This window comes from Streptomyces sp. GMY02, from assembly GCF_019056675.1.
GTDB lineage: Bacteria > Actinomycetota > Actinomycetes > Streptomycetales > Streptomycetaceae > Streptomyces > Streptomyces odonnellii.
On record NZ_CP077658.1, the window covers coordinates 7,016,301 to 7,043,274 of the forward strand.

Annotated in this window: 23 protein-coding genes, 7 tRNA genes and 2 pseudogenes; 19 read left to right on the plus strand and 13 right to left on the minus strand. The window is 71.8% G+C overall.

From position 1 onward, the window contains the following. The first annotated feature begins 103 nt into the window (after positions 1-103). The 4 genes from KQY30_RS29840 to KQY30_RS29855 all read left to right on the plus strand — a co-directional run bounded on the left by KQY30_RS29840 (position 104) and on the right by KQY30_RS29855 (position 3,192). Positions 104-373 (plus strand): hypothetical protein, encoded by a 270-nt coding sequence (locus tag KQY30_RS29840; RefSeq protein ID WP_217309607.1) that lies wholly within the window; start codon positions 104-106, stop codon positions 371-373. Positions 374-562: 189 nt separating this feature from the next. Next, positions 563-769: a hypothetical protein gene (locus tag KQY30_RS29845; RefSeq protein WP_217309609.1), complete on the plus strand. Its 207-nt coding sequence runs from the start codon at positions 563-565 to the stop codon at positions 767-769. A 1,074-nt stretch (positions 770-1,843) separates the two neighbouring features. After that, positions 1,844-2,842, plus strand: a complete 999-nt coding sequence (locus KQY30_RS29850) for a phosphotransferase family protein (protein ID WP_254407374.1) — start codon at positions 1,844-1,846, stop codon at positions 2,840-2,842. Positions 2,843-2,910: 68 nt separating this feature from the next. Beyond that, a complete protein-coding gene (locus KQY30_RS29855; protein ID WP_217309613.1) occupies positions 2,911-3,192 on the plus strand; it encodes a zf-TFIIB domain-containing protein in 282 nt (93 codons plus the stop codon). A 101-nt stretch (positions 3,193-3,293) separates the two neighbouring features. Here KQY30_RS29855 and KQY30_RS29860 read toward each other — a convergent pair. The 5 genes from KQY30_RS29860 to KQY30_RS29880 all read right to left on the minus strand — a co-directional run bounded on the left by KQY30_RS29860 (position 3,294) and on the right by KQY30_RS29880 (position 3,789). Beyond that, positions 3,294-3,365: transfer RNA gene (locus KQY30_RS29860), tRNA-Val, on the minus strand. A gap of 63 nt (positions 3,366-3,428) precedes the next feature. Further along, positions 3,429-3,500: transfer RNA gene (locus tag KQY30_RS29865), tRNA-Val, on the minus strand. Between the two features lie 32 nt (positions 3,501-3,532). After that, positions 3,533-3,604 (minus strand) — tRNA-Val (locus KQY30_RS29870). Between the two features lies 1 nt (position 3,605). Further along, positions 3,606-3,679 (minus strand) — tRNA-Cys (locus tag KQY30_RS29875). Between the two features lie 37 nt (positions 3,680-3,716). Beyond that, positions 3,717-3,789 (minus strand) — tRNA-Gly (locus KQY30_RS29880). 281 nt (positions 3,790-4,070) lie between these two features. Here KQY30_RS29880 and KQY30_RS29885 point away from each other — a divergent pair. The 3 genes from KQY30_RS29885 (at position 4,071) to KQY30_RS29895 (ending at position 6,870) form a co-directional block, all read left to right on the plus strand. Beyond that, positions 4,071-5,129: a chorismate-binding protein gene (locus KQY30_RS29885; protein ID WP_217309614.1), complete on the plus strand. Its 1,059-nt coding sequence runs from the start codon at positions 4,071-4,073 to the stop codon at positions 5,127-5,129. Further along, a complete protein-coding gene (locus KQY30_RS29890; protein WP_217309615.1) occupies positions 5,126-5,947 on the plus strand; it encodes an aminotransferase class IV in 822 nt (273 codons plus the stop codon). The genes KQY30_RS29885 and KQY30_RS29890 overlap by 4 nt, the downstream gene beginning before the upstream one ends. 83 nt (positions 5,948-6,030) lie before the next feature. Next, positions 6,031-6,870, plus strand: coding sequence for a GNAT family N-acetyltransferase (locus tag KQY30_RS29895; protein WP_217309616.1), 840 nt, complete (start codon positions 6,031-6,033; stop codon positions 6,868-6,870). Between the two features lie 20 nt (positions 6,871-6,890). Here the strand turns inward: KQY30_RS29895 and KQY30_RS29900 are convergent, their stop codons facing one another. Beyond that, positions 6,891-7,418, minus strand: coding sequence for a DsbA family protein (locus KQY30_RS29900; protein ID WP_217309617.1), 528 nt, complete (start codon positions 7,416-7,418; stop codon positions 6,891-6,893). 177 nt (positions 7,419-7,595) lie between these two features. Here KQY30_RS29900 and KQY30_RS29905 point away from each other — a divergent pair, with 177 nt between their 5' ends. Further along, positions 7,596-8,042, plus strand: coding sequence for an MFS transporter (locus KQY30_RS29905; protein WP_217309618.1), 447 nt, complete (start codon positions 7,596-7,598; stop codon positions 8,040-8,042). A 217-nt stretch (positions 8,043-8,259) separates the two neighbouring features. Further along, entirely contained in the window at positions 8,260-8,412 is a 153-nt protein-coding gene (locus tag KQY30_RS29910; RefSeq protein ID WP_198533903.1) for a hypothetical protein, read from the plus strand. A gap of 21 nt (positions 8,413-8,433) precedes the next feature. On the opposite strand, the gene KQY30_RS29915 is transcribed toward KQY30_RS29910, so the two are convergent. Next, entirely contained in the window at positions 8,434-9,012 is a 579-nt protein-coding gene (locus KQY30_RS29915) for a CGNR zinc finger domain-containing protein (RefSeq protein WP_217309619.1), read from the minus strand. A 262-nt stretch (positions 9,013-9,274) separates the two neighbouring features. Beyond that, positions 9,275-9,688: an SsgA family sporulation/cell division regulator gene (locus KQY30_RS29920; RefSeq protein WP_003959770.1), complete on the minus strand. Its 414-nt coding sequence runs from the start codon at positions 9,686-9,688 to the stop codon at positions 9,275-9,277. A gap of 189 nt (positions 9,689-9,877) precedes the next feature. On the opposite strand from KQY30_RS29920, the gene KQY30_RS29925 reads away from it, so the two are divergent. Both KQY30_RS29925 and KQY30_RS29930 read left to right on the plus strand, forming a co-directional pair. After that, entirely contained in the window at positions 9,878-10,357 is a 480-nt protein-coding gene (locus KQY30_RS29925) for a TIGR02611 family protein (RefSeq protein ID WP_217309620.1), read from the plus strand. A gap of 54 nt (positions 10,358-10,411) precedes the next feature. Further along, positions 10,412-10,483 (plus strand) — tRNA-Val (locus KQY30_RS29930). 68 nt (positions 10,484-10,551) lie between these two features. Here KQY30_RS29930 and KQY30_RS29935 read toward each other — a convergent pair. Then, entirely contained in the window at positions 10,552-12,924 is a 2,373-nt protein-coding gene (locus KQY30_RS29935; protein ID WP_217309621.1) for an SCO7613 C-terminal domain-containing membrane protein, read from the minus strand. Positions 12,925-13,077: 153 nt separating this feature from the next. On the opposite strand from KQY30_RS29935, the gene KQY30_RS29940 reads away from it, so the two are divergent. Beyond that, positions 13,078-13,149 (plus strand) — tRNA-Val (locus tag KQY30_RS29940). A 101-nt stretch (positions 13,150-13,250) separates the two neighbouring features. Here KQY30_RS29940 and KQY30_RS29945 read toward each other — a convergent pair. Beyond that, entirely contained in the window at positions 13,251-13,979 is a 729-nt protein-coding gene (locus KQY30_RS29945) for a 3'-5' exonuclease (RefSeq protein WP_046505647.1), read from the minus strand. Positions 13,980-14,167: 188 nt separating this feature from the next. Here KQY30_RS29945 and KQY30_RS29950 point away from each other — a divergent pair, with 188 nt between their 5' ends. The 3 genes from KQY30_RS29950 (at position 14,168) to thrS (ending at position 18,125) form a co-directional block, all read left to right on the plus strand. After that, positions 14,168-14,734 (plus strand): DUF4365 domain-containing protein, encoded by a 567-nt coding sequence (locus KQY30_RS29950; RefSeq protein WP_046505650.1) that lies wholly within the window; start codon positions 14,168-14,170, stop codon positions 14,732-14,734. Then, a complete protein-coding gene (locus tag KQY30_RS29955; protein WP_254407375.1) occupies positions 14,734-16,026 on the plus strand; it encodes a hypothetical protein in 1,293 nt (430 codons plus the stop codon). Before KQY30_RS29950 ends, KQY30_RS29955 begins: the two co-directional genes overlap by 1 nt. Before the next feature lie 119 nt (positions 16,027-16,145). Further along, a complete protein-coding gene (thrS, locus tag KQY30_RS29960) occupies positions 16,146-18,125 on the plus strand; it encodes a threonine--tRNA ligase (RefSeq protein WP_217309623.1) in 1,980 nt (659 codons plus the stop codon). Positions 18,126-18,170: 45 nt separating this feature from the next. On the opposite strand, the gene KQY30_RS29965 is transcribed toward thrS, so the two are convergent. After that, positions 18,171-18,872, minus strand: a complete 702-nt coding sequence (locus KQY30_RS29965) for a potassium channel family protein (protein ID WP_254407376.1) — start codon at positions 18,870-18,872, stop codon at positions 18,171-18,173. 66 nt (positions 18,873-18,938) lie between these two features. On the opposite strand from KQY30_RS29965, the gene KQY30_RS29970 reads away from it, so the two are divergent. Continuing rightward, on the plus strand, positions 18,939-19,520 hold the full coding sequence (locus KQY30_RS29970; RefSeq protein WP_217309625.1) for an HIT domain-containing protein: 582 nt from the start codon (positions 18,939-18,941) through the stop codon (positions 19,518-19,520). 23 nt (positions 19,521-19,543) lie between these two features. Here the strand turns inward: KQY30_RS29970 and KQY30_RS29975 are convergent, their stop codons facing one another. Both KQY30_RS29975 and KQY30_RS29980 read right to left on the minus strand, forming a co-directional pair. After that, entirely contained in the window at positions 19,544-21,199 is a 1,656-nt protein-coding gene (locus KQY30_RS29975) for a hypothetical protein (RefSeq protein WP_217309627.1), read from the minus strand. 188 nt (positions 21,200-21,387) lie between these two features. Further along, entirely contained in the window at positions 21,388-23,595 is a 2,208-nt protein-coding gene (locus KQY30_RS29980) for an elongation factor G-like protein EF-G2 (protein ID WP_217309629.1), read from the minus strand. A gap of 416 nt (positions 23,596-24,011) precedes the next feature. Between KQY30_RS29980 and pgsA the strand changes: the two are divergent. The 3 genes and pseudogenes from pgsA to KQY30_RS29995 form a co-directional block, all read left to right on the plus strand. Continuing rightward, a pseudogene (pgsA, locus tag KQY30_RS29985) lies at positions 24,012-24,712 on the plus strand (phosphatidylinositol phosphate synthase). Beyond that, positions 24,709-25,638 carry a phosphatidylinositol mannoside acyltransferase gene (locus KQY30_RS29990; RefSeq protein ID WP_217309630.1) on the plus strand — a complete coding sequence of 310 codons (930 nt, stop codon included), beginning with the start codon at positions 24,709-24,711 and terminating at the stop codon, positions 25,636-25,638. The pseudogene pgsA and the gene KQY30_RS29990 overlap by 4 nt, the downstream one beginning before the upstream one ends. Beyond that, positions 25,635-26,768, plus strand: a pseudogene (locus KQY30_RS29995) (glycosyltransferase family 4 protein); the annotation flags it as partial. The gene KQY30_RS29990 and the pseudogene KQY30_RS29995, both read left to right, overlap by 4 nt. Positions 26,769-26,974: the final 206 nt, after the last annotated feature.

Consider the following 26,974-nt stretch of genomic DNA (forward strand, 5'->3'; position numbering starts at 1 on the left):
GTGCGGGGTGGGAAACTCGGTAAGTGGCGGGAGGACGGCGGATTCCAAGTCCTTCCGGCCCGTGCGAGATCTCAATGGTCCGTCGCAGAAGGGGGATTGGATCGTGAAGGGTGACAGGGTCGAGATAGTCGTGGACGCGGGGGACACGACCCGTACGTATGAAGTCGTGGCGAGCAGGGCGGGCCGCCGGGTGGAGACGGCGGTGCGCCGCGGCGTGGTGGAAGTGAGCGAAGTCACCCGCAATGGATCGGTCGTCAGGACGGCCCGGTTCATGGCCACGCGGGTGCTCGCGCTGGTGGAACAGCCGGTGCCCCGGCAGGACTCCTCGGAGCGGTCGGCGGAGCGGCCTCTCAGGGAAGACCCCCAGACGTAGACCCGGCTCTCCACCCTGGGGAGTACACCACCCGCGGGTGGCTCATCCCCTGGGAGGCCCGTCAATGGGTACGCGGGCATGACGTCCGGGGCACGCCGTGTCCCTAGTGTTGTGCTCAAGCGGCGGGTGCAGCAGCTCGTCCCCCGAGGTCCGACACTCGCCGCTCTCGGGACAGACAGGAGAAGGACCATGGCGGGCACGGCACCGCGGGCAGCGATCCGTACGCAGGGACGCAAGGCGTTCGCGGCGTTCGGCGAACGCCGGTCCGGCACACGCCACCCGCTGGTGGCGACGGCCATGGTCCTTCCTCTGGCGACCCTGCTCGTAGTCGTCTTCGGCGGCTGGGACGCGGTGGTCACACAGGCGTCGTCCGTGGGCGTGATGCTGGGGCGCTGAGCGGCGCCCCGGACCTGGGAGAGCGGCCCGGGTCGGGGACATCCGGCCAACAACCCCGTGGGGACGGGGGTGCGGCGGACGGCAGCGTTTGGCCGGTCAGCTGGGGAGCTGACCGGCCATCGCGCTGCCCGCACACGGCTGTGCCTTCTGACGCCGGGGCATCCGTACGCGCCCGGGGGCGGGCTTCTGCCGTCCGCTGGACCTGCGTTCCTGGCGTGGGCCGGGCCACTGGCTGCGGCGGCCCCCGGGGCAGCCCGTGCGCGGGTGTGCGTCCGTGCCCTGTGGCGGGCTTCTGCCGTCTGCCGGTCCTGTGTTCCTGGTGCGGGCACGGCCAGGTACGCGGCTGAGTGGTCGCGCCCTGCGCGGGTTTCCGCCGTCCCATGGACCTGTGCTCCTGGTGCGGGGTGAGCCACTCGCCGCGGTGATTCGCGGCGCTGGGGCAGCCCGTGCGCGGGTGCGCGTTCGCGCCCGGCGGCGGGCTTCCGTCGTCCGCCGGACCTGCGTTTCTGGCCTGGGCCGGGTCACCGACCGCGGCGACCCCCAGGCCCCGGGGCACTCGTACGCGGGGTCGCTTCGGCACACTGTGGCGGGTTTCCGCGGTCTGCCGGACGTGCGTTCCTGGTGTGAGCTGAGCCACCGGCCGCGGTGGCTCCCGGGCCTTGGGGCGCCCGTACGCGGGGTCGCGTCGGAGCTCTGCGGCGGGCTTCTGCCGCCGCCGGACCTGCGTTCCTGGCACGGGCTGAGCCACCGGCTGCGGCGGCCCCCAGGTCCCGGCCGAGCTACCCTCTGCGGCAGCCCCGGCTTCCGGCCGGGCCCCGAGCGGGGCCCGGGCTCCCAGCGCGGCTGTTTCGCCGCGCGCGGGCATCCCGGCTGAGGACCGGAGCCCGGCCCCTGGCGGGGCCGGCCAGCCGGGGCGGCTTGGCTGGCCCTTGGACCCCAGGGGCCCGTTCTGAGCGGCCAGGCGTCCGCGTCCGGCGTCGGCGCCCCCACTGCCCGGTCGCCGGTCCGGGTCGGGGCCGACGTAGGGTCCTCATGCGGGCATGTGGGCATTTCGTACCCGGGGAGGAGGGCGCCGTGACCAACGCCGTCGTTCGTGCGCTGGGGCTTGTCGCTCGGCAGGCCGCTCATGCCGGGGATCCTGAGGCGGCGGACCCGGCGCGCTGTTCTGCCTGCGGGCACACCGACGCCGTGCTCGCGCAGCGCGGCGGCGGGGTCGTCGTACGGCACGGCAGAGCCGTCGCCAAGGCGCACGCCGAGGCCACGGACCCCCTGGGCCACCGCGCGAGGCTCGCCCTCGCCGCGCATCCGCTGCTCGCCGGGATCCTGCTGCCGCCGCTCAGCACGGACGCCGAGGCCGCCGAGAACGCCGCCGGGCGGCCCGTCACCGCGTGGCCCTACGGCGCCCCCGTCGACCCCGACGACCCGGAGGGCGCCCCCTGGGAGCAGGCGGGCAGGCTCGTCGCCCGGCTGCACTCCGTACCGCTGGAAGCCGTGCGGGCCGGCGGCCTGCCGTACATGCGCGGCCCCGCCAAAGCCGCTCGCGCCGTCGCGCGGATGCGGGCCGCCGGTCCCTGCCCCGCCGCCGTGCCCGTACAGCGCGCCTGGGAGCGGCTCCCCGCCTGGGCGCGCGACGAGGCGGCCCCGCCGGGCCCGTACGCCCTCTGCCACGGCGACCTGCACCTCGGCCAGCTCGTACGCCACCCCGCGCCCGACGGCCCCTGGCTGCTCATCGACGTGGACGACCTCGGAATCGGCGACCCCGCCTGGGACTTGGCGCGGCCTGCCGCCTGGTACGCCGCGGGGCTGCTCCCCCCGGAGATCTGGCAGCGCTTCCTCGGCGCCTACCGCGGCGCCCGCGGCCCCGCCGCACCCCCGGCGGACGACCCCTGGCCCCGGCTCGACGTCCCCGCGCGCGCCCTCACCGTCCAGACCGCGGCCCTCGCGATCGCCAAGTCCGCCGCGGAGAACCGGGATCTGGACGAGGTGGAGCGCCTGTTGATCGACGCCTGCGCCCGGATCGCCGCGCTCCCGGCGCAGTTGGAGTCGGCCCCCGACCCCGCCTCCTCGTCGTAGGCTGAACCGACCGTCGCCGGGAGCATGTTCCGGCGATGCCGGACGAACGGCGAGGAGCTGAGCCGACGATGCAGTGTCCCAAGTGCCGTGCAGCGATGCACACGTACAACCGCAATGGCGTTCAGATAGAGCAGTGCAGCGGCTGCCGGGGGATCTTCCTCGACTACGGCGAGCTGGAGGCCCTGACCCGTCTGGAGTCGCAGTGGGCGCAGCCCGCCCCGCCCGTGCCGCCGGCCCCGCAGGGCTACCCGGCGGGCTCCGCCCCCGCCTGGGGCGCCCCGCACCACGGTGGCCACCATGGGGGTCACCACCGCCAGAAGAGCTTCGGCCGGATGCTCTTCTCCTCGTGAGACTCCTGAAAATCCTGGGGGACCGGTAAAGCCCGAGCCCCACGGTAAGTACGACAAAGCCCCCGGTCATCGAATTCGATTCGACCGGGGGCTTTGAACGGTGCGCGATACTGGGATTGAACCAGTGACCTCTTCCGTGTCAGGGAAGCGCTCTCCCGCTGAGCTAATCGCGCAGGTCAACCCGCATCTCCGCGCCTTGCGGCAGCAGATTCGCGGCGACATGCACAGGCCTTGCGTGCGCGATACTGGGATTGAACCAGTGACCTCTTCCGTGTCAGGGAAGCGCTCTCCCGCTGAGCTAATCGCGCGGGAATCCACCGGAAAAACCGAACGGATTCAGTGGACGATACTGGGATTGAACCAGTGACCTCTTCCGTGTCAGGGAAGCGCTCTCCCGCTGAGCTAATCGTCCTTGGAGGTGGAGACGGGATTTGAACCCGTGTAGACGGCTTTGCAGGCCGTTGCCTCGCCTCTCGGCCACTCCACCAGGAGCATGGGGGCGGGGATCAAGATCCCCCACATCGAGCGGACGACGAGATTCGAACTCGCGACCCTCACCTTGGCAAGGTGATGCTCTACCAACTGAGCCACGTCCGCCTGTCGTTTCCCGGCCCGTCTGCACGGCCCGGCGACATGCTGAACTCTAGCGGATTCCGGAGCCAGCACAAAAACCCGTTTCCGCAGCGTGCTGGGGTGCGTTCGCCGTGCGTTCAGACCGGAGCGCCCCAACAGAGCCTGTTCCAGTGCCGTGACCGGCGCGGCAGCAGTGCCGCGACCGGCGAGGTTTGCGCGACGGGGCGGGCTTCGCCCGGGAGGGGAAGCGGACGTCGCGGGGAGGGCAAGCGGACGTCGCGGGGAGGGGAACTAGACTCGCAACCGTGCACGACCTCGCTCCTCTGGCCCGTTTCGGCGCCCTTCTCGCCACGGATCTGCGGGATGTCACCCATGATCCGGAGGCACTCGGCTCCGCCGGCTTCTGGGCTGTCGCCGTGGACTTCGAGGGCCGTATCACCTGTGCCCGCTTCGGGGACGTACGGGCGGAACCGGTGCCCATCCCCGTACCGGGACAGTGGCACGGCCCGGCCGCCGGTGACTGGACGTCGTCGCTCGGCCGCACCGCGTACACGGCGGGCGTACGCCGTATCCGCGAGCACATCGCGGCCGGTGACGTCTACCAGGTCAACCTCTGCCGCGTACTCTCCGCGCCGCTGCCCGACCCGGCCGCGTCCGACGTCGACGCGCTGACCGCGCTGCTCGCGCGGGACAATCCGGCCCCGTACGCCGGGACCATCCGGCTGCCCGCCCATGGCGTGGAGATCGCCACCGCCTCGCCCGAGCTGTATCTGCGCCGTACCGGCAGCACCGTCGAGTCCGGGCCGATCAAGGGCACCGCCCGTACCGCGGCGGAGCTGCTGGAGAAGGACTACGCCGAGAACGTGATGATCGTGGACCTGGTCCGCAACGATCTCGGCCGGGTCTGCGCCACCGGCTCCGTCACCGTTCCTGCCCTGTGTGCGCTGGAGTCGCACCCCGGGCTGGTGCATCTCGTCTCGACCGTACGGGGCGAACTCGCCGAGGGGGCGGGCTGGCCGGAGCTGCTCTCCGCCACCTTCCCGCCCGGCTCGGTCAGCGGCGCCCCCAAGTCCAGCGCCCTGAAGATCATCGATGAGCTGGAGACGGCGCCGCGCGGCCCCTACTGCGGGGGCATCGGCTGGGTCGACGCCGACCGCGGCACCGCCGCGCTGGCCGTCGGCATCCGTACGTTCTGGATCGACCGCACCGCCGTGCCGGGGCCCGTCCTGCGCTTCGGCGCCGGCGCCGGGATCACCTGGGGGTCCGACCCCGAGGGGGAGTGGGAGGAGACCGAACTGAAGGCGTCCCGGCTGCTCGCGATAGCGTCGGGCGCGTACGAGGCGAGCGGAAGGACGGCGTCATGAAGATCTGGGTCAACGGCGGACTGCTCACGGCGGAGGCCGCCCGGGTGTCCGTGTTCGATCACGGGCTGACCGTGGGCGACGGCATCTTCGAGACGGTCAAGGCCGTCCAGGGCAAGCCCTTCGCCCTCACCCGCCATCTCGCCCGGCTGGCCCGCTCGGCCCGCGGCCTCGGCCTGCCGGAGCCAGATCTGGACGAGGTACGCCACGCCTGTACGGCCGTCCTCGACGCCAACCCCATGCCGCTCGCGCGGCTCAGGATCACCTACACCGGCGGACTCTCCCCGCTCGGCTCCGACCGGGGCGACGAGGGCGCCACCCTGGTCGTCGCGGCCACGGCGGCGACGCGCCGCGCGGACACCACCGCCGTCATCACCGTCCCCTGGACCCGGAACGAGCGCGGCGCGCTGACCGGGCTGAAGACCACCTCGTACGCCGAGAACGTCGTCGCGCTCGCCCGCGCGCACGAACAGGGCGCGTCCGAGGCGCTGTTCGCCAATACCGTCGGCGCGCTCTGCGAGGGCACGGGCTCCAATGTCTTCGTCGTCCTCGACGGCGAGCTGCACACCCCGCCCCTCTCCTCCGGCTGCCTCGCCGGTATCACCCGGCTCCTGACCGCCGAGTGGGCCGGGGCCCGTGAGACCGATCTGCCGCTGGACGTGCTGGAGCGCGCGGACGAGATCTTCCTGACCTCGACCCTGCGCGACGTGCAGGCCGTCCACCGCGTCGACGGCCGTCAACTCCCGGCCGCGCCGGGGCCGGTGACCAGCAAGGCGATGCGTCTCTTCGACGAGCGCTCCGGAGCCGACCTGGACCCGTGAGGGCGCCCGGGCCCGGCCCCCGCGACCCGCCAGGACCCCATAACCGGATGACTCCGCCTCGTACGACGGGTACAACTCCCCTGATGACCACCACCCTGCGGCCGACCGGGCCGCTCCGGCAGACCGACGACGGCGGGAAAGCGCGCTCCTACGAGGTCTGCGTGAACAGCCGTCCCGTCGGCTCCATAGAACTCTCCACGGACCCCGGCTTCGGCAACACCGCCGGGACCCTCCGCGCGCTCCGGATCGACGAGCCCGACCGGCGCCGCGGCCGGGCCACCGTCGCCGTGCTCGCCGCGGAAGAGGTACTGCGCGGCTGGGGCTGCGGCCAGGTACTGGCATCCGTACCGCCCTCCGCCGTACCCGCGCTGCGCATGCTGGAGTCCCTCGGCTACGTCGAACGCAGCCGCAACATGGACAAGGAACTCCCGCCGGACCCGCCCGCACTCCCGCCGGGCGTCGAGGGCCGCCCCATGAACGAGACGGAGTACGGCCGCTGGTACGCGCGGGCCGTCGACGGGTACGCGCGGAGCTGGGCCGAACGCGGCACCCCGCCCGACCGGGCCCGAGCCCTGGCCGAGGCCAGCCACCAGAAGCTGCTGCACGCCGGACTCGCCACCCCCGGTACCTCGCTGCACGTCCTGCTCCACGAGGACGCGGTGGTCGGCCATGTCTGGGTCGCGTCCCGGGAGGTACGCCCCGGCCGGCCCGGATCGTACGTGTACGACGTGGCCGTGACCGAGGACCAGCGCGGCAAGGGATACGGCCGGGCGCTGATGCTGCTCGCCGAGGGGATCGCCCTGGAGTCCGGTTCGGACCTGCTCGGACTGCATGTCTTCGCGGGCAACACCCCGGCGATCCGGCTGTACGAATCGCTCCGCTACGAGACGACCGCCGTCAACTTCTTCAAACAGCTCCTCTAGCGTTCAAACAAACAGCTTCTCTAGCGGCTCGGCTGGGCGCGGGCCGCCAGCAGCCGGTCGGCGGCCTGCTCGATGCGCTCGCGCAGCCCCTCCTGCCCCTTGCCGCCGTCCAGCCGCTCGCCGCCGATGATGTACGTCGGGGTGCCGGTCACCCGGAGCGCCTTGCCCTCGGCCTGGTCGGCGTCGACGGCCAGCAGATGCCGGCCGTCGATCAGGGCGGTGTCGAACTCCTCGGCGTCCAGCCCCAGCTCGCGCGCCAGCTCCAGCAGAACCGGCTCGCCCCCGGCCGCCAGCTCGGCGGTCCTGTCCAGCAGGGCCTCCGCGTACGCCCAGCCCTTGCCCTGCTCCGCGGCCTCCTCGGCGGCCTGTGCGGCGGCGTACGCGTGCTTGTGGCGCTCCAGCGGGAAGTGCCGCAGCCGGATCTCCAGCCGGTCGCCGTACCGGGCGCGCAGCGCCCGCAGATCGTCCAGGGCGGTGTGGCAGTCCGGACACTGGAGGTCGAACCAGACGTCGAGGACGACGGGTCCGGCGGTGGTGAAGTCGCTCATGGGACCAGTCTCCCAGTACGAGGGACCCCGGCGTGCGACCGGGACCGGGGGAGGAGGGCGTCCCCGAGATGTCCCCGAGATCCGCGGGCTCACCGTGGCCCCGACGCGGTCCTCAGGTGCAGGATGGAGAGCGGAACAGTGTTCGGCCGATGAAGCGCGCTCCGCCGGGAGGACCCGATGATTGCCGAGACCATTTGCGCTGCGGTGTCAGCGGCGGGCGTGGGCATCGCCGCGGTCACGGCCTACCGCAGGCGTTTTCTCGCCGCCGCCCGGATCCTGGCGTACGCACTGGTCCCGGTGGCCCTGGTGATGACCGGCCTGGTGAAGTGGGCCGCCAACACCGCCTTCAGCCCGGTGGCCTGGCTGGGCTTCGGAGTGCTCGCGTTGGCCTGGGTGCTCTTCATGACGACCCGCCTGATCGAGCGGCGCGGCGGCCGTACGCGCAAGGAGCGCAAGGAAGCCGCCAGGGCGGCCCGCCAGGGTGCGGTGGAGCCCGCGGCCTCGGTGCCCTCGCTCGGCCCCGGTGCCAAGCCGGTCGCGCGGCCGGGGGCCAAGGGGACCGCCGTGGAGCCCGCCGACGACTTCAGCGACATCGAGGCCATCCTCAAGAAGCACGGCATCTGAAAGCAGCACGGCATCCGACCAGCGGACTCCGCGTCGGGCGGTACGGTCACCCGGAGCGGAGTCTGCCGGCCCGGTCGGGGTGGTCGGGGGAGCATCGCAGGTGGGCGCCGTTCGCGCGGCGGTTCCGGACCTTTGTCCACGGAATATGATGAACTCCCGCGCCGAAAACGCGTGTTGGTCATTGGCGGGGTCCGCGGTACGTCATGATCGCCCCGAGATGCTCGATACCTCCCGGGATGAAACCCCCGTTCCCACCGATGAGCAGCGCGGTTGCCTTTTCGCGCTCTCCCAGCCGCCGTTGATGATCTTTCTGGCGGTGATCGGCTCGCTGCTGCTGATGGCAGCGGTGCACGATCTGTTCCTGCTGTGAGGCCTGTTCCCGCTGCGAGGCTCAGCCGGCCGCTTCCTTGCGGCGAGCCCGGTACGCGGCCACATGCAGCCTGTTGCCGCAGGTCCGGCTGTCGCAGTAACGGCGCGAGCGGTTGCGCGACAGGTCGACGAACGCGTGCCCGCAGTCCGGGGCCTCGCACCGGCGCAGCCGTTCCTGCTCACCGGCCACGACCATGAACGCCAGGGCCATGCCGCAGTCGGCGGCGAGATGATCGGCGACCGAGGCACCCGGCGCGAAGTAGTGCACATGCCAGTCGTAGCCGTCGTGGTCGGTGAGCTGCGGCGTCGTCCCGGCGGCGGCGACCAGCCGGTTGATCAGCTCGGCCGCGGTGCGCGCGTCCGGCGCCGCGAACACCTCCGCGAACCGCGCCCGTACCTCCTGTACGGCCCGCAGATCGCGGCGGCCGAGGTCACCGACCCCGCTGAGCCCCTGGCTCCGTACGAAGGCGTACAGCGCCTCTATGTCCGCCAGCCCGTCGGGAGTGCCGCCCCGACCACCGCCCGTACCGTCCTCCGGCGCGGTGTTCACCAGATCGACCACGGTGTCGAGGGCGATCCGGGTGTCGTGGGGAATCAGCACGATCCGCTCCCTGGCCTCATGCGGGCCGGTGCCCGCCGGATCCCGCTGACTTTAGCGGCTGACCGGTGCGGGCGTGGCGGGCACCGGGAGCCGGGCGCACGCCGGAGCGGCCGGGGGGACGGCTACGGGAACCCCTCCGGGAACGCATCAACGCCGTCGTCGCGGTGGGGCCGCGGCGACGGCGTCGGTGTCCTCCGTATGCGGTTGTCCGCACGGCGCCGTCTCCCCGAGTCGGACGGCGCCGAGCAGCCCTCTGCCTGGCTCAGCTCTCGGCCAGGATGTGTGAGAGCTCCGTGTCGAGATCGAAATGACGATGCTCGGTGCCCGGCGGCACCGCGGCGTCGGTCCTTTTGAGGAACGACTCCAGGGCCCGCGCCGGGGCCTCCAGCAACGCTTCGCCCTCTGGAGAGCTCAATGCGATACAGACGACGCCCTGACCATGGCTGCGGGAAGGCCAGACCCGGACGTCGCCGGTGCCGGTGGGCCGATGCAGCCCCTCGGCGAGAAGGTCTCGGGCGAAAACCCACTCGACCGTCTCTTCGGCTCCAGTGTGGAAGGTGGCGTGCACGGCGTAAGGATCGGCCGTGTCATACCGCAGGCCCGCTGGTACAGGCAGTGAGGACTCGCTCGATACAACGAGGCGCAGGTGCAGCTCGCAGCTGACCGTGGTGTTCATAAGCGCCAGGGCCTTTCGCTCAGTGTGCGCTCGGGGATTCGCACGTCGGCGAATTCGACATGCCACCTATAGTGCCGTTGTAAACCCCTCTGTCTCTTTTGTGCAGCTTCAGGTACCTCGTACAGCGGTGTGTGACTTCAGGTCATACGGCCATTCCGGTGATGTCGAGCGTTCAGGTAGGTTGGCCTTATGCATGCGGAGAGTGACGAGCGGGGGCGCGTCGTCGTACCGGAGGCCGTGCGGAACGCGGCCGGCAAGACCCCCGAAGGGGCGGCGGACCCGGCGGACGGGCCGGAGCTGGAGCTGGGTTCGCGGGCGCCGCGATTCGTCAAGGCGTCACGGCCGCTCCATCTGAGCTGGCAGGTCGGTGTTTTCGTGGTCGGCCTCGCGGTGGTCGCGGCGGGCGTGTCCATGCTCGTACTGCCGGGACCCGGCTGGCTGGTGATCTTCGGCGGGATGGCGATCTGGGCGACGGAATTCGTCTGGGCCCAATTGGTCCTGCGGTGGACCAAACGGAAAGTGACGGAAGCGGCACACAAGGCGCTCGATCCGAAGGTCCGGCGGCGGAACCTGATCCTGACCGCCGTCGGTCTGGTGATCATCGTCGTGCTGCTCGCGATCTACCTCTGGAAGTTCGGGATCGTCATGCCCTGGAACATCGAGGAGTGAGCTGGGACGCGTCGTGGGAAGCCGCTGACATCGGGTAATGTGTGCGGTGCGCCCGGGCGATTAGCTCAGCGGGAGAGCGCTTCGTTCACACCGAAGAGGTCACTGGTTCGAAACCAGTATCGCCCACAGGATCGAGGGCGGTGTGTGCTCGCGGAAAGCACGAGCACACACCGCCCTCGTTGTTTTCGGACCGCTCAGCGCATCCTGCCCAGGCTCTCGCGGAGCCTCCTGGCGTCCTTGAGGCGTTGTTCGTAGGTCGCCCCCACGGCCAGCAGGAGCAGGCCCGCGAGGGCCGGAGGCAGCCAGCGGGGGAGTGCGTCCACGACCTGGACGACATACGGCGCCAGCTCGTGCAGGGCCACCAGGGCGAGGACCGTACCGCCCAGCAGCAGCGGTGCCTGGAGGCTCAGCCGGGCGCCCGCGAGGGTGAGGGCCAGGGCCGCGAGCCCCAGCAGCAGCGGGCGCGCCCAGTGGGTGTCGCCCCAGGCGGCCAGCAGGCTCGGCAGCAGCGTCGCCGCCAGCCCGGGGCCGTACGCCGTCCAGGACGAGGCCGCCGGGTCGCGGCGGCTCCGCAGCAGGCCGACGACGAGCGCGGGGACGGTCACGGGCAGGGTGTACGCCTCGGGCACCGACACCTCCGAGGCGGCCAGCCGTACCCAGGTGGCCAGGACGAAGAGCGCCGCCGCGGTGTATCCGGCCGCCTTTCTGCGCTCGGGGCGGATGGCCGTACCCGCCGCGATCACCCCGCACAGCGCGAGCACCAGGGCCAGTACGGGCGCCCGCCCCGAGGCCAGCGCCACCGCGAGGAGCGCGGCACCGGCCGCGGCGATCTCGACCGGCGACGCCACCGGGCGGACGCCCGGCCGCGCGCTCAGCAGGGCCACCGCCGCGGGTACCACGAGCAGGATCACGGCGGTGTGCTCGGCGGGCAGCCCGGCCGCCGCGGACGAGGCGGCCACCAGGGCGGTCGCGTACCCGACGGCCGTACAGGCGAGGGCCGCGCTCACAGCCTGCCGGATTCCCGTCCGTACGGCGGCCACCGCGGCGGCGGCGAACAGGGCCGTCAGCACGGCGAGCGCGGTGACCGTCGCGGGCCGGGTGGCGAGGGAGAGCAGCGCGCCACCGACCGAGCCCGGCCCGGCGCAGCACAGCGCCGTGACCGCCACCGGCGGGCCCGCGGGGATCCGTGGGTGGACCGCCGCCACGAGCAGGACCGCCGTCAGCAGCAGCGGTACCGCCACCGCGACCGGGTAGGCCGGAGCCAGGACCAGCGGCAGCACCAGCACACCCGCCCAGCCCAGTGCGACGGCGCCGCAGAGCGCGGGTGTCCGCAGGCCGTTCTCCTCGCCCCGGGCGTCGGGCAGCGGGCGGTACCCCCAAGCCGTGAGAGCCCCGGCCGCCACCAGCAGGACCACCGGCGCGGCGGGCTGGTACGGCAATGGCACTGTCGGTGTGCCCGTCCAGATCTCCGGGACACGGCCCAGTCCGCCCAGCAGCGCCACCCCCACCGACGGCAGCGCCCACAGCACCGACGTGCCCAGCACTGCCGCGGCCGCCCAGGTCAGCCCCCGTACCACCGGCCGCGCAAGACGGGTCCGCACCACCGCGAGCAGTGTGACCCCGCAGAGCAGATAGCCCGGAACGGCCCAGTCCTCCGGGACGATCGTACGGATCACACCGCCGGCCGCCGTGACCCCCGCCAGGCCCGCCACCACCGCGCAGGCGAACGCGGTGCCACCCGCCCGGTGGGCCACGAAGAGCCCCAGGGCCGCCGCCGCGAGCAGCAGCGCGGCCGGGCGCAGTGCCTCGGCCGGTGTCTCCGCCAGGACGGACAGCGCCCCGCCCGTCAGCAGCGCCCCGCTCGCGGTCACCCACGCGGCGGGGCCCGCGAAGGCCCGTACCGTACGAGACCCCGCCCACAGCGCGGCCGTCGTGTCCAGGGCGGCGGTCACCAGCAGGGCCCAGGCGACCGCCGACGGAGTGTCGCCGGTGGCCAGTGCCCAGAGCGGGAGCGGGAGTTGAGCTGTCAGCACGGCGACGGGAAGTGGGCCGCGCAGGGCGGGGAGCGCCGTTCCGTAACCGGTCCAGAGCGCGGCCAGGACAGCGGTGGCCGCCGCCGTGTAACCGAGGCCGTCGGCGCCCGGGAACGCCACCCGGTACAGCGCGTACGCGTCGAGGGCCGTGAGCACCAGACCCAGCGCGGCCACCGCCTCGGCCGTCGAGCGCAGATCCCGGCGCAGCAGCGCCACCGGGGCGGCGAGGGCCAGGGCGGTCACCCCGGTCAGCACCGCCGCACGGCCGCCGATCCCCATATGGCCCCAGCTCACCAGGGTGAAGGCGATCGCGGCGACCGCCAGCAGCACCCCGCCCAGCAGGAGCAGCACATTCTGCGCGCTGGTCGGCGGGGAGGACTCGGGCGCGACCGGACGTACGGTCGCCGCCGGCCGGGCCGGGGGACTCAGCAGAACCGCCCTGCGCGCCAGCAACTGGCCTCTGCGCGCGTCGAGTCGGGCCAGCTCCTGATCGATGAGCGCCAGCTCATGGGCGGGCGGCGGAACATTCTCCATGGAGGCGAGTGTGGTCCGCGCCACACGCCCTGCCATGGGCTCCCGTACTCAGATACGGCGATGAGTACCGGGCGTCCGCTTCACGCCCGGTTCGCCGGTTCGCATCGGGTTTGAAGGACACCGGCCGAGACCTGTAAGGTTCAGTGCGTTCCCGGGCGATTAGCTCAGTGGGAGAGCGCTTCGTTCACACCGAAGAGGTCACTGGTTCGAACCCAGTATCGCCCACGGGATCAAGGGCGGTGTCTGCTCGCATCTTCCGCGAGCACACACCGCCCTTGTCGTTCGATCAGACGGACGGCCTGCGGACAGGCATCGACTCCCGCTGATCAGGCCGCAGCGGCGGGCAGTTCGGGGCGGAGCGGCCAGGCGGGATCCACCGCCTCCTCCGTGCCGTTGCGCGAGAACCACGCCTGGAGACCCCGCGCCTGCGCCGCGTGCCACACCGCCTGGAGCGTGTGCAGCTCGGGGGCGCTCAGCCGCTCCAGCCGGGTCGCGAACCGCCGGCCCACCGCCCGTACCACCTCCAGCGCGGCCACCGCGTCGACGGCCGCGTCATGTGCCCCGTCCAGCTCCACTCCGTAGTGCGCGCACAGATCGGTCAGTGTGCGGCGGCCCTTGCGGTAGCGGTCCAGATGCTTGTCCAGGACCCGTGGGTCCAGCACACAGAGCGGCACATGCTCCAGACAGCGCCCCAGCGACGAGGCCCGGTGCCGCCGCAACTCGCGGTCCAGGATGGTCAGATCGAACGGCGCGTTCATCACCACCAGCGGCCGGCCCGCGCCGCACTGCTCCGCCAGCGCCCTGGCCATCTCCTCCACCGCCGGAGCCGGCCAGCGCCCGTTGCGGTGCAGATAGTCGTCCGTCAGACCGTGCACTTCGGTGGCGGCCGCGGGCACGGGCACGCCCGGATCGATCAGCCAGCGGGTCACCCGCGGCCTGCCGCCTGCCATGTCCTGGACCACGAGAGCGGCCGAAACGATCCGGTCCTGCTCGACGTCCACCCCTGTTGTCTCGGTGTCGAACCCTGCCAACGGCCCTTCATACCAACGCGTCATCCCCGAACTCCTCGCGCCTGAGCGGCAGATGGCGTCCGGCCACTGCCCGAACCGGTGATACCCGGACAGCATGTTCGGTACGCGCCGTTTACGACGGCCTCCACACGGTGACAACACTGTTGTCGGGTACGTGAGTTGACGTCCCGTCGCTCCAACTGACCGGTACGGCCCGGAAGGCACCCTGAGCCATGGCGCTCGCCAAGCCCGAACCGGGTGGGCTGCTGCCCGAGCGGATGGCACCGCTGCGAGGAGCGCTCGCCACCACCGCCTGCATGGAGACTCTCCAGGTGGGCTACCTCCACGCAGTTGCCGCCGCCGCGGGCTGCTCACTCAGCCAGCCCTTTCCCGACAACGGCATCGACTGGCACGTGAGTCACAGCGCGCCAGGACATCTCGTGGACGACGAAGTCACCATCAAGGTGCAGCTCAAATGCACCTACCAGATTCCGCCGCACCCGGCGGGCCCCGCCTTCTCCTTCACCCTCGACAACGCCCACCTCGTCAAACTCGCCCGTACCCCGGTCTCCGTGCACAAGATCCTGGTCGTGATGCTCGTGCCCAGGACCCAGGACGAATGGCTGCGCGCCAGCCATGACCGGCTCGACCTCAGACACTGCTGCTACTGGACCAATCTGGCCGGCCATCCGGTGACCGGCCGTTACCGCACCACGGTGCGGGTGCCCACCGCGCGGATCTTCGACGACCGGGCGCTCTGCGAGATCATGACCCGTGTCGGGTCGGGAGGGAGACCGTGATGCGCTGGCCGTCCGACGAGCCAGTACGTTCCCATGCGTCCCACACGCCGATCGACCTGCCGGAGCCGCTGTCCGGCGCCGACCCTCTCGGTGAGGGCGGCGTCGGCGGCGGGGCGGACTCCTGGAACGGCGGAGCGGCGCCGGGACCCGATCCCGCCACGACCGATCCCGCCGTCCTCGGCGCGCTGCTCGCCCGGCACGGCTGGCGGCGGCGCGGCGGGGCACCCGGGCGTTATGCCCGCTGGACACCACCGGGGCCGGGCTCCCGTGGCACGAGCCTGCTCGTGCCCGAGAGCCGGGCCTTCCCCGACTGCGAGGACCTGCTCGCCGAGGCCCTCACCGCGCTCACCCACAGCGCGGCGCCGTCCGCGCGCGAGGTGCTGGTCGGCCTCACCGTGCCGAGCGACGAGATCCGCTGGTGGCGCGATGTGCCGCCGGGGCCGTCGGGCGCGGCGGAGTGGACCGTACAGGAACAGCTCCGTGCGGCGGCCCGGCAGTTACTGCTCGCCGGGGCGCTCGCCGTACGCGGCAGGGCCGGGTACTACGGGGCGCGCCACCGCAGGCAGGCGCAGGAGTCCCTGGACGGGGTGCTGGTGGGACCGGCCCCCGCCGGTCGGGAGCTGACCGCCTTCCTGCCGGTGACGACCGGGCGGGCCGTCGCCGTACGGCTCCATCACGCGCTGTCGGCGGCCCGCGAGGCCACCGACTACCAGCGGGCCACCGGCGGTATGGAGGCCTTCGACTCCGCGGTGGAGGCGGGGGTGAGCCGGGAGCTGACCGAGGCACTGGTGGCCCTCGTCCGCGGTACGGAGGGCGCCCGGGTCGCGCTGGCCTGGGCCCCCGGCGCGGGCGTGCCCGAGGGGTGCGCCGCCCGCCCCGAGCCGGTCGAGTTCTCGCCCGGCGACCTGCCCGCGCTGCGCGAGGCCGGCAAGCGCTATCTGCGCGACGAGCCGTCCGTACCGGTACGGATCACCGGCGCCGTGATCCGGATGCGCCGGGCCGGTCCCAACGGCGACGGGTCCGTACGGCTGCGGGTCCTCGCGGGCGCCGAGATCCCGCACGTACGGGTCGCGCTCGACGAGGAGTCGTACCGCGTCGCGGGCCAGGCGCATCTGCTCGGACTGCCGATCCGGGTGGTCGGCCGGCTGGAGAGCCGCGGCGGGTTCCGCAGGCTCACCGACGCCAGCGGGGTGGTGCCCGTCCAGGTCGACGAGGCGGAGCGGGACCGGCTGATGAAGTCGCTCCAGGAGAATCTGGACTACTTCGAAGAGGTCTGCGGCGGGGGAGACTGACGGCGCCGGGCGGGGCCGGTCCGCCGGCCCCGGTCAATCGCTTCGCGAGCGGCCCTCCCGGCTCGGTACGATTCAGACGCGCAGTGTCCGCTGCCGCGCCCCAGAGTCAGGAGAGACCGGTGTCAGACGTCCGTGTGATCATCCAACGCGATTCCGAGCGGGAAGAGCGCGTGGTGACGACGGGCACTACGGCGGCCGAGCTCTTCCCCGGCGAGCGCTCCGTGATCGCCGCGCGCGTCGGCGGGGAGCTGAAGGACCTCGCGTACGAGCCCGCCGACGGCGAGATCGTCGAGCCCGTCGAGATCTCCTCCGAGGACGGGCTCAACATCCTGCGCCACTCCACCGCGCATGTCATGGCGCAGGCCGTGCAGGAGCTGTTCCCCGAGGCCAAGCTGGGTATCGGCCCGCCGGTCAGGGACGGCTTCTACTACGACTTCGATGTGGCCGCCCCCTTCCACCCCGATGACCTCAAGGCCATCGAGAAGAAGATGCAGGAGATCCAGAAGCGCGGCCAGCGCTTCTCGCGGCGCGTCGTCACCGACGAGGAGGCGCGCGCGGAGCTGGCGGACGAGCCGTACAAGCTGGAGCTGATCGGCATCAAGGGCGCCGCGTCGGCCGAGGACGGCGCGGATGTCGAGGTGGGCGGCGGCGAGCTGACCATCTACGACAACCTGGACGCCAAGACCGGCGAGCTGTGCTGGAAGGACCTCTGCCGCGGCCCCCACCTGCCGAGCACCCGGCACATCCCGGCGTTCAAGCTGATGCGGAACGCGTCGGCGTACTGGCGGGGCAGCGAGAAGAACCAGCAGCTCCAGCGCATCTACGGCACCGCGTGGCCGTCCAGGGACGAGCTGAAGGCACACCTGGAGTTCCTCGCGGAGGCGGAGAAGCGGGACCACCGCAAGCTCGGTGCCGAGCTGGACCTCTTCTCCATCCCGGAGGAGCTGGGCTCCGGCCTCGCGGTCTTCCACCCCAAGGGGGGCATCGTCCGCCGGGAGATGGAGACGTACTCCCGGCGCCGCCACGAGGACGCGGACTACGAGTTCGTCAACACCCCGCACATCTCGAAGGAGGGCCTCTTCGAGACCTCGGGGCATCTGCCGAACTACGCCGACGCGATGTTCCCGCCCCTGGAGTTCGACGGGCAGAACTACCGGCTCAAGGCCATGAACTGCCCCATGCACAACCTGATCTTCCGGGCGCGCGGCCGGTCGTACCGTGAACTGCCCCTGCGGCTCTTCGAGTTCGGCACGGTGTACCGGTACGAGAAGTCCGGTGTGGTGCACGGCCTCACCCGGGCCCGCGGTTTCACCCAGGACGACTCGCACATCTACTGCACCAAGGAGCAGATGGCGGACGAGCTGGACTCGCTGCTCACCTTCGTCCTGGACCTGCTGCGCGACTACGGCCTGACCGACTTCGAGCTGGAGCTCTCCACCCGCGACCCCGAGTCCGACAAGTTCATCGGCGAGGACGCGGAGTGGGAGGAGGCCACCGAGACGCTGCGCCAGGCGGCGGAGAAGCAGGGTCTGCCGCTGGTCCCGGACCCGGGCGGCGCCGCCTACTACGGTCCGAAGATCTCGGTGCAGGCGCGCGACGCCATCGGCCGCTCCTGGCAGATGTCGACCATCCAGGTCGACTTCCAGCAGCCCAAGCGGTTCAACCTGGAGTACACGGCGGCGGACGGCTCCAAGCAGCAGCCGGTCATGATCCACCGCGCGCTGTTCGGCTCCATCGAGCGGTTCTTCGCAGTGCTGCTGGAGCACTACGCGGGCGCGTTCCCGGCCTGGCTGGCGCCGGTGCAGGCGGTGGGCATTCCGGTGGGCGACGCGCATGTGCCGTATCTCCAGGAGTTCGCGGCGGAGGCGAAGCGGAAGGGGCTGAGGGTCGAGGTGGACGCGTCCTCGGACCGTATGCAGAAGAAGATCCGCAACCAGCAGCGCCAGAAGGTGCCGTTCATGATCATCGTCGGCGACGAGGACATGCACGCGGGTACGGTGTCGTTCCGCTACCGCGACGGCTCGCAGGAGAACGGGATTCCGCGCGACCAGGCGCTGGCCAAGCTGGTGGATGTGGTGGAGCGCCGCGTACAGGTGTGACCACGGGGTGCACGGGTTTTACGGAGAGGCCCCCGGGAGGCGGTATCAGCTTCCCGGGGGCCTCTCCCCGTTCGCGCCGCCGTCGCGGTCCCCCCGGTCCTCCCGGTCCTCCCGCGCGAAGACCTGGATCAGCCACGACGAGAACGCGCCCGTCACCGCGCCCAGCAGCGCCAGACCGCACGCCATCAGAAACACCCCGTACACCCGCCCCAGCGAGGTCACCGGGGTCACATCGCCGTAGCCGACCGTTGTGATCGTCGAGCAGGCCCACCACACGGCGTCGCCGAAGGTACGCACGGTGGTGCCGGGGGCTCCCCGCTCCTGCTCGTAGACGGCGAGCGCGGCGGCGAAGCCCAGCAGGCACGCGGCCAGCCCGGCGTACGCCATCACCCGCCCGTACAGACTGAGCCGGGGGCGGGCGCGGCGGCGCCGCACCGCCATATAGGTGTTGACGATCCGCAGCGGGCGCAGCAGGGGCAGAACGAGAACGACCGTGTCCAGCCAATGGGTCCTTACGAAGCGCGGGCCCTCGCCGCTGAGCAGCAGCCGTACCACGTAGTCCAGCAGGAAGAGGGCCCAGATCAGCAGGGTGAGGCCCAGCGTCACACCGCGCCAGAACGGGCCGATGCCCGGGACCAGGACGTGTACCGCATAGCACGCGAGGAAGAGCAGCGCGCCGATGAGCAGCGGCAGATCCGTGCGCCGCTCCCAGCGGAGCAGGCGGTCGGACGCGTTCCGGACATGCATCGCCCCAGCATGTCGGGAGGCCACCGGGTCGGAGCCCGACGACACGCTTCGCCGGGCCGAAGTCATATGCTGCACAGCATGACGAGTGAGCCGGAGCAGCAGATCGGAGTGGGGACCCAGGACGCGTTCCAGCGCCTGTGGACGCCCCATCGGATGGCCTATATCCAGGGCGAGAACAAGCCCACCGGTCCTGGCGCCGAGGACGGCTGTCCCTTCTGCTCCATCCCGTCCAAGTCCGACGAGGACGGGCTGATCGTCGCGCGCGGCGAGCGGGTGTACGCGGTGCTCAACCTCTATCCGTACAACGGCGGCCACTCGATGATCGTTCCGTACCGCCATGTCGCCGACTACACGGATCTGGACGACGCGGAGACCGCCGAACTCGCTCTCTTCACCAAGCACGCGATGACCGCGCTCCGTACCGCCTCGGGCGCGCACGGCTTCAACATCGGGATGAACCAGGGGGTCTCGGCGGGCGCGGGCATCGCCGCCCATCTCCACCAGCATGTGGTGCCGCGCTGGGGCGGCGACACCAACTTCATGCCGGTCGTCGGGCATACGAAGGTGCTTCCGCAGCTCCTCGCCGATACGCGCGCGATGCTCGCGGAGGCCTGGCCCGTACAGCCTGATCCAGACGGCAGGCCATAGCCTCCGCGCGGGCCGCGCGCGGCTTACGCGTCGTACGCGTCGACCTTCTTCGGTGACGGGTCCTGCACCGCGCCGAAGAGGGAGGCCGCCCGGCTGCTGAAGCCCGAGGTGTCCACGCCGTGCTCGTCCAGCACACGCAGCGCCGCCTTGTGCGCCACCCGCAGGACGGGAGTGGCGGCGCGCATGGCGTCATCGGCCATGAAGCGGTGCTTCCACGGCTGCTCGGCCCAGGGGTGCCGCAGACCGAAGGGCTCGGGCAGCGCGATCTTGCCGCCGAGGAAGTCCAGGATCGGCGGATACCAGGTGAAGGGCGCCCGCACCGCCAGCCGGACCGCTTCCTTCGGCTCCACCAGCGGCAGCGTCCGCGAGGTGGTCTCCCAGAACCGGACGGTCTTGGGCCGGCTCACGGTCTTGGCCGAGGGGCCCGAGGTGAACAGCCCGTGGATCGGCCCCAGCGCATGGCCGGAGACCTCGATCCGCAGGGTCTCGTGCAGTACGGTCACCGTGATCATCATCGTGATCACCAACTGGCCGTCCCAGAGGACGAACTGCACCCCGAGATAGTGGCGGTTTCCGGCGCCGAACTGCTGCTCGTTGCAGATCCGCTGTATGGCGTGGCTCTTGAACTGATACCCGTCCACATCCTGCCCATCGGGCCGGGACACCGAGCCGGCGCCCTCCCCGACGGCCGAGACGATCCAGTGCTTGACCGAAGGAGGCGGAAAACCACCGGAGTTGATCGGGCCGCGCTCCAGCAGCTTGAGCTGGTCGTGGATCGCCCGTATCACGTCATAGCTGCGGAACTGGTGGATCTCCTTGGAGGCGTCCTTGGGCACCAGGGCCTCGGCGAGCTGCCAGCTTCCCCAGCGGGTGCCCATGCCGAGAATGCCCTTGGGGCCCGCGTAGAAGGCGACATTCGAGTGCTGCTCGGCGGTGAGCTTCTCTATGCCCGTACGGATCGCCTCGCGCGTCGCGTCGCCCGGGTTCCCGGGGACGGCCTCGGGGACCTTGGCGCCCAGGCCGCCGCCGGCCAGCAGATCGGACCAGCGGGCCCGCAGATCCTTCGCGGTGGTCTCGCAGATCCGCCGGGCCAGCACCCAGCCGATGACCGGGCCGACGATCACGCCGCGCACGTACCAGCCGAGGAAGCCGTCGAACGGCAGCCGCAGCAGCAGGATCACCGCCAGCAGGCCCACACCCACCAGCACGCCGGTCCCGATCAGCCCCGAGCGCCGGTCCTTCGAGCCCGCGAGGGTACGGCGGACCTGGAAGACGCCCAGCCAGACGAGCAGCCCGGGCAGGAAGACCAGCCCGAACAGGGCCGTCACCGCGGTGAGTTTGATGTCACGGTCCTTGCGGATCCGCTGCGCGGCCAGCGCGTGCAGCACCACGGTCTGCGGCTCCATGCCGAAGGACTGGATGAGCGCGCCCCGGCCGCCGCCGAGCGTACGCATATGGAGGGCCCGCGCGAACGCCTCGCCCAGATTGGGCTCGAAGAGCGAGAACCTGCCCTTGGACACCTTGGACTTGTGAATCTCGTTGTCGGCCTTGAGGATGTCCTCCATCGGGCTGTCCCGGTACGACACCGACGCCAGCGCGTTCGTCGCCGCCGTCTGCCCGGTGCCTCCCTGGAGCGGGATCTGTGCCCCCGGGCTGAAGTCGAATCCGCCGTCCGCCACTGCCGCCCCCTCGCCGCAAGGATCCGCTGCCGCCACTGTTCCCGGCCCGCGCGCCCCGCACACGTGCTGAGCTGGGCACCACAGCGTAACCGGGCGGCGCCTTCCGCGTCATGGGGCTGTCTGTCTTCAGCCACCGGCGTATATCGGACCGGCGCCGCCCCAACCAGGCCGGACCGGCGCCGCCCCAACTAGGCAATGCCCGCGTCCTGTTCACGGAGTCTGTCCGCGACCCCCGGCGGCATCGGCTCGTGACGGGCGTACGAGCGGCTGAAGCGGCCCGCGCCGTGCGTGACCGACCGCAGCTCCACCGCGTACCGTCCGATCTCCAGTTCCGGCACCTCGGCCTTCACCAACGTCCTTCCAGGACCGGCCTGTTCGGTGCCGACGACCCGGCCGCGCCGCCCCGAGAGGTCGCTCATCACCGGCCCCACGTACTCGTCGGGGATCAACACCCGTACCTCGGCGACCGGTTCGAGCAGATGGATCGCCGCGTCACCGGCCGCCTCGCGCAGCGCCAGCGCGCCCGCCGTCTGGAACGCGGCGTCGGACGAGTCCACCGAGTGGGCCTTGCCGTCGAGCAGCGTGACCCGGATGTCGACCAGCGGATGGCCCGCCGCGACTCCCCGCGCGGCCTGGGTCCGTACGCCCTTCTCCACGGACGGGATGAACTGCCGCGGCACCGCGCCGCCCACCACCTTGTCCACGAACTCCACACCGGAGCCCGGCGGCAGGGGATCCACCTCGATCTCGCAGATCGCGAACTGGCCGTGGCCGCCGGACTGCTTCACATGCCGACCGCGCCCGGCCGCGCTCTGCGCGAAGGTCTCCCGGAGCGCGACCTTGAACGGTACGGCGTCTACCTGGACCCCGTACCTGCTGCGCAGCCGGTCCAGCGCCACATCCATATGGGCCTCGCCCAGACACCAGAGCACCACCTGATGGGTGTCCTGGTTCTGTTCCAGACGCATCGTCGGGTCCTCGGCGACCAGCCGGGCCAGCCCCTGGGACAGCTTGTCCTCGTCCGCCTTGCTGTGGGCCTGGACGGCCAGCGGCAGCAGCGGGTCGGGCATGGTCCAGGGCTCCATCAGCAGCGGATCGTCCTGGCCGGAGAGGGTGTCCCCGGTCTCGGCGCTGGAGAGCTTCCCGACACAGGCCAGATCCCCGGCCACACAGTGCCCCAGCACGCGCTGCTGCTTGCCGAACGGGGACGAGAGCGCGCCCACCCGCTCCTCGACGTCGTGGTCCTCGTGCCCCCGGTCGGTGAGACCGTGACCCGAGACATGCACCAGCTCGTCCGGGCGCAGGGTGCCCGAGAAGACCCGTACAAGAGAGATCCTGCCGACATAGGGGTCCGAGGCGGTCTTCACCACCTCGGCGACCAGCGGACCCTCGGGATCGCAGTGGATACCCCGGCGCGGGGCGCCCTCCGGGGTGGTCACCTCGGGCGCCGGGCGCTCCAGCGGGCTCGGGAATCCGCCCGCGATCAGATCGAGCAGCTCGACGGTGCCGAGGCCCTGCCGGGAGCCGGACGGCGCGGGGGCCGCGGCCAGCACCGGATGGAAGATGCCGCGCGCCACCGCCTTCTCCAGATCCCCGATCAGTGTCTTGAGATCGATCTCGCCGCCGCCGAGATAGTGGTCCATGAGGGTCTCGTCCTCGCTCTCGGCGATGATCCCCTCGATCAGCCGGGCCCTGGCCTCCTCGATCCGCGGCTCCAGCCCCGCACCGGACGGGCTCTCCCGCCGCTCCCCGGACGAGTAGTCGAAGACGCACCGCGAGAGCGGGCAGCCGAGCCCGGTGGCCTGCGCGTGCCCGTCGGGGCCCTCGGGTCCGTACACCGGGAGGTACAGCGGCAGTACGGCGTCGGGGTCGTCGCCGCCGAACATCCGGCCGCAGAGCCGGACCATCTCGTCGAAGCCGGTGCGGGCCGTGTCGAGATGCGTGACGACGATCGCGCGCGGCATGCCGACGGCCGCGCACTCCTCCCACACCGCGCGGGTGGTGTCCGCCACGGCCTCCGCCTCCTGGGCGGCCGACACAACGAAAAGGGCCGCGTCCGCTGCCCGCAGACCGGCCCTGAGTTCCCCGACGAAATCGGCGTAGCCGGGGGTGTCCAGCAGATTGATCTTGTACCCGCCCCATTCCACCGGGACGAGGGAGAGCTGTACGGAGCGCTGCTGGCGGTGCTCGATCTCGTCGTAGTCGGAGACCGTGCCGCCGTCCTCGACCCGGCCCGCCCGGTTCAGCGCGCCCGCGGTGAGCGCGAGGGCCTCGACGAGGGTCGTCTTGCCGGAGCCGCTGTGGCCGACCAGCACCACATTCCGTACGGAGGCGGGCCGGTCGGCCGTCGCCGCCCTGCCGGCGGCCCCGGTGTGTGATTGCGCCTTGTCGCCCATGATTCCTGCCTCCCGGTCGCTCGCGGGTGGCGAGTCTGGTAGGGGATGGGGGATATGGAGGGAATGCCTCGGGCCTCTCGGGCGCGGGCCGGGGGAGCCGCCGCGGCAGCTCCGGCGATGCCCGCGGTGGTCCTTCGAGCTTCGCACTCCGGCCATGGTGCGTCCATACGTCGTACGCGGGGGCGTGCTGTGGGTGCCCGGCGGTACGGTGTGAGGGTCGTGGCTACGATGGGCGAGGTCCTGTCCGGCCGCCCCTCGCTGCGCTGCCGGATTCGCCCAAGTACGTTCCGTACAGGGCGATCCTCCGCCTTGCGACGCACGGCACCGGACGCCGTCGGCCGGCAGCGAAGACCGGCCGGACAGGACCTAGCCGGTGGCCGTCGGGGCCGCTCGGCCCACCGAACCTCGGGAAGGCCATGCTGAACAAGTACGCGCGTGCATTCTTCACGCGTGTCCTCACACCGTTCGCGGCGTTTCTGCTCCGGCGCGGAGTGAGTCCGGACGCCGTCACACTGATCGGCACGGCCGGGGTGGTGGTGGGCGCACTGGCCTTCTTCCCCCGGGGGAGTTCTTCTGGGGCACGATCGTCATCACCCTGTTCGTGTTCTCCGATCTCGTCGACGGCAATATGGCCAGGCAGGCGGGGATCTCCAGCCGCTGGGGCGCCTTCCTCGACTCGACGCTCGACCGGGTCGCAGACGGGGCGATCTTCGGCGGCTTCGCGCTCTGGTACGCGGGCAAGGGCGACGACAACGCGCTGTGCGCCGTCGCGATCTTCTGTCTGGCGAGCGGTCAGGTCGTCTCGTACACCAAGGCCCGCGGCGAGTCCATCGGGCTGCCCGTCGCCGTCAACGGGCTGGTCGAACGGGCGGAGCGGCTGGTGGTCTCGCTGGTCGCGGCCGGTCTGGCCGGGCTGCACGCCTTCGGTGTGCCGGGGATCGACATCCTGCTGCCGATCGCGCTGTGGGCGGTGGCGGTGGGCAGTGCCGTCACACTGGGGCAGCGGGTCGTGACCGTACGGCGGGAGTCCGCGGAGGCCGACGCCGCGGCGGCGGCCGGACCGGGGCCGGGCAGCGCGGGGGGCGGCGGCAGGCAGGGGAGCGGGAGCGCGTCATGAGCGGTGCGAGCGAGCGGCTGACCGACATCCTGTACGGGCTGGGCTGGAGCACGGTCAAGAAGCTCCCGGAGCCCGTGGCCACCGGGCTCGGCCGGACCATCGCGGACACCGTGTGGAAGCGGCGCGGCAAGAGCGTGCTGCGCCTCGAGGCCAATCTGGCGCGGGTCGTGCCGGACGCGGGGCCCGAGCGGCTCGCGGAGCTGTCCAGGGCCGGGATGCGCTCGTACATGCGGTACTGGATGGAGTCGTTCCGGCTGCCCGCCTGGAGTACGGAGCGGGTCGCCGGCGGGGTCGAGATCAAGGACATACACGCGCTGACGGACGGGCTCGCGGCCGGGCGGGGCGTCATCCTGGCGCTGCCGCACCTGGCCAACTGGGACCTGGCGGGGGCGTGGCTCACCCGGGGGCAGGGGGTGCCGTTCACGACGGTCGCGGAGCGGCTCAAGCCGGAGTCGCTGTACGACCGGTTCGTGGCCTACCGCGAGAGCCTGGGCATGGAGGTGCTGCCGCACACCGGCGGCTCGGCGTTCGGGGCGCTGGCGCGGCGGCTGAGGAGCGGCGGTCTGGTCTGTCTGGTCGCCGACCGCGATCTGTCGGCCTCCGGCGTCGAGGTCGAGTTCTTCGGGCAGACGGCCCGGATGCCGGCCGGGCCCGCGCTGCTGGCCCAGCAGACCGGTGCGCTGCTGCTGCCGGCGACGCTGTGGTACGACGACTCGCCGGTGATGCGGGGGCGGGTGCATCCGGCCGTCGAGGTGCCCGAGTCAGGTACGCGGGCCGAAAAGACGTCTGTGATGACACAGGCGGTGGCCGACGTCTTCGCCACCGGAATCGCCGAGCACCCGGAGGACTGGCATATGCTGCAACGGCTGTGGCTCGCGGATCTCGAACCAGGACGCACCGGCGGCTCGGCTGGGGGCCCGCTGTGAGGATCGGCATCGTCTGTCCGTACTCGTGGGATGTGCCCGGAGGTGTCCAGTTCCACATCAGGGACCTGGCGGAGCATCTGATCAGGCTCGGCCACGAGGTGTCCGTGCTGGCGCCCGCGGACGACGAGACGCCGCTGCCGCCGTACGCCGTCTCGGCGGGGCGGGCCGTGCCCGTGCCGTACAACGGCTCGGTCGCCCGGCTGAACTTCGGCTTCCTGTCGGCGGCGCGGGTCCGCCGCTGGCTGCACGACGGCACGTTCGACGTGATCCACATCCATGAGCCGACCTCGCCGTCGCTGGGGCTGCTCGCCTGCTGGGCGGCGCAGGGGCCGATCGTCGCGACGTTCCACACGTCGAATCCGCGGTCGCGGGCGATGATCGCGGCGTACCCGATCCTCCAGCCGGCGCTGGAGAAGATCAGCGCGCGGATCGCGGTCAGCGAGTACGCGCGGCGGACGCTGGTGGAGCACCTCGGCGGGGACGCGGTGGTGATCCCGAACGGCGTCGATGTCGACTTCTTCGCCAAGGCCGAGGTCAACCCGGCGTGGCAGGGGCGGACGATCGGGTTCATCGGGCGGATCGACGAGCCGCGCAAGGGGCTGCCGGTGCTGATGAAGGCCCTGCCGAAGATCCTCGCGGTCTATCCCGAGACGCGGCTGCTGGTGGCGGGGCGCGGGGACGAGAGGGAGGCGGTGGGGTCGCTTCCCAGGGAGATGCGGTCGCGGGTCGAGTTCCTCGGGATGGTCAGCGACGAGGACAAGGCGCGGCTGCTGAGAAGCGTCGACCTGTACATCGCGCCCAACACGGGCGGTGAGAGCTTCGGCATCATCCTGGTCGAGGCGCTGTCGGCGGGTGCGGCGGTGCTGGCGAGCGACCTGGACGCGTTCGCGCAGGTCCTGGACCAGGGGGCGGCGGGCGAACTCTTCACCAACGAGGACGCGGACGCGCTGGCGGGCGCGGCGGTCCGTCTGCTGGGCGACGCCCCGCGCCGCGAGGCCCTCCGCGAACGCGGCAGCGCCCATGTCCGCCGCTTCGACTGGGCCACGGTCGGCGCGGACATCCTGGCGGTCTACGAAACAGTGACGGACGGCGCGGCGTCGGTGGCGGCGGACGACCGCACGGGCCTGCGGGGCCGCCTCTTCCGCCGCGGCGAACACGACGGCACGGGCACGGGCACCACCCCAACGCCAAACCCCCAATACCGCACAGGCACAACCCCGTCCCCGGCCTGACGCTGCGCCAGGTGCGGAACGGACGGTGGTTGGGGGCGCGGGCATCGCCCCGCACCGCCGTCGATGGGGGCGTCGGCCCGTACGCCGCCTGCGGGGCGTCGGCG

Coding starts and splice junctions, on each gene's coding strand:
- KQY30_RS29980 (WP_217309629.1), bottom strand. CDS start 23,595: ATGGGCGACAAGGCGCAATCACACACCGGGGCCGCCGGCAGGGCGGCG.
- KQY30_RS29845 (WP_217309609.1), top strand. CDS start 563: ATGGCGGGCACGGCACCGCGGGCAGCGATCCGTACGCAGGGACGCAAG.
- KQY30_RS29900 (WP_217309617.1), bottom strand. CDS start 7,418: ATGAGCGACTTCACCACCGCCGGACCCGTCGTCCTCGACGTCTGGTTC.
- KQY30_RS29965 (WP_254407376.1), bottom strand. CDS start 18,872: ATGCATGTCCGGAACGCGTCCGACCGCCTGCTCCGCTGGGAGCGGCGC.
- KQY30_RS29945 (WP_046505647.1), bottom strand. CDS start 13,979: ATGACGCGTTGGTATGAAGGGCCGTTGGCAGGGTTCGACACCGAGACA.
- KQY30_RS29890 (WP_217309615.1), top strand. CDS start 5,126: ATGAAGATCTGGGTCAACGGCGGACTGCTCACGGCGGAGGCCGCCCGG.
- KQY30_RS29855 (WP_217309613.1), top strand. CDS start 2,911: ATGCAGTGTCCCAAGTGCCGTGCAGCGATGCACACGTACAACCGCAAT.
- KQY30_RS29990 (WP_217309630.1), top strand. CDS start 24,709: ATGAGCGGTGCGAGCGAGCGGCTGACCGACATCCTGTACGGGCTGGGC.
- KQY30_RS29955 (WP_254407375.1), top strand. CDS start 14,734: ATGCGCTGGCCGTCCGACGAGCCAGTACGTTCCCATGCGTCCCACACG.
- KQY30_RS29925 (WP_217309620.1), top strand. CDS start 9,878: ATGCATGCGGAGAGTGACGAGCGGGGGCGCGTCGTCGTACCGGAGGCC.
- KQY30_RS29950 (WP_046505650.1), top strand. CDS start 14,168: ATGGCGCTCGCCAAGCCCGAACCGGGTGGGCTGCTGCCCGAGCGGATG.
- KQY30_RS29920 (WP_003959770.1), bottom strand. CDS start 9,688: ATGAACACCACGGTCAGCTGCGAGCTGCACCTGCGCCTCGTTGTATCG.
- KQY30_RS29905 (WP_217309618.1), top strand. CDS start 7,596: ATGATTGCCGAGACCATTTGCGCTGCGGTGTCAGCGGCGGGCGTGGGC.
- KQY30_RS29970 (WP_217309625.1), top strand. CDS start 18,939: ATGCTGCACAGCATGACGAGTGAGCCGGAGCAGCAGATCGGAGTGGGG.
- KQY30_RS29935 (WP_217309621.1), bottom strand. CDS start 12,924: ATGGAGAATGTTCCGCCGCCCGCCCATGAGCTGGCGCTCATCGATCAG.
- KQY30_RS29910 (WP_198533903.1), top strand. CDS start 8,260: ATGCTCGATACCTCCCGGGATGAAACCCCCGTTCCCACCGATGAGCAG.
- KQY30_RS29895 (WP_217309616.1), top strand. CDS start 6,031: ATGACCACCACCCTGCGGCCGACCGGGCCGCTCCGGCAGACCGACGAC.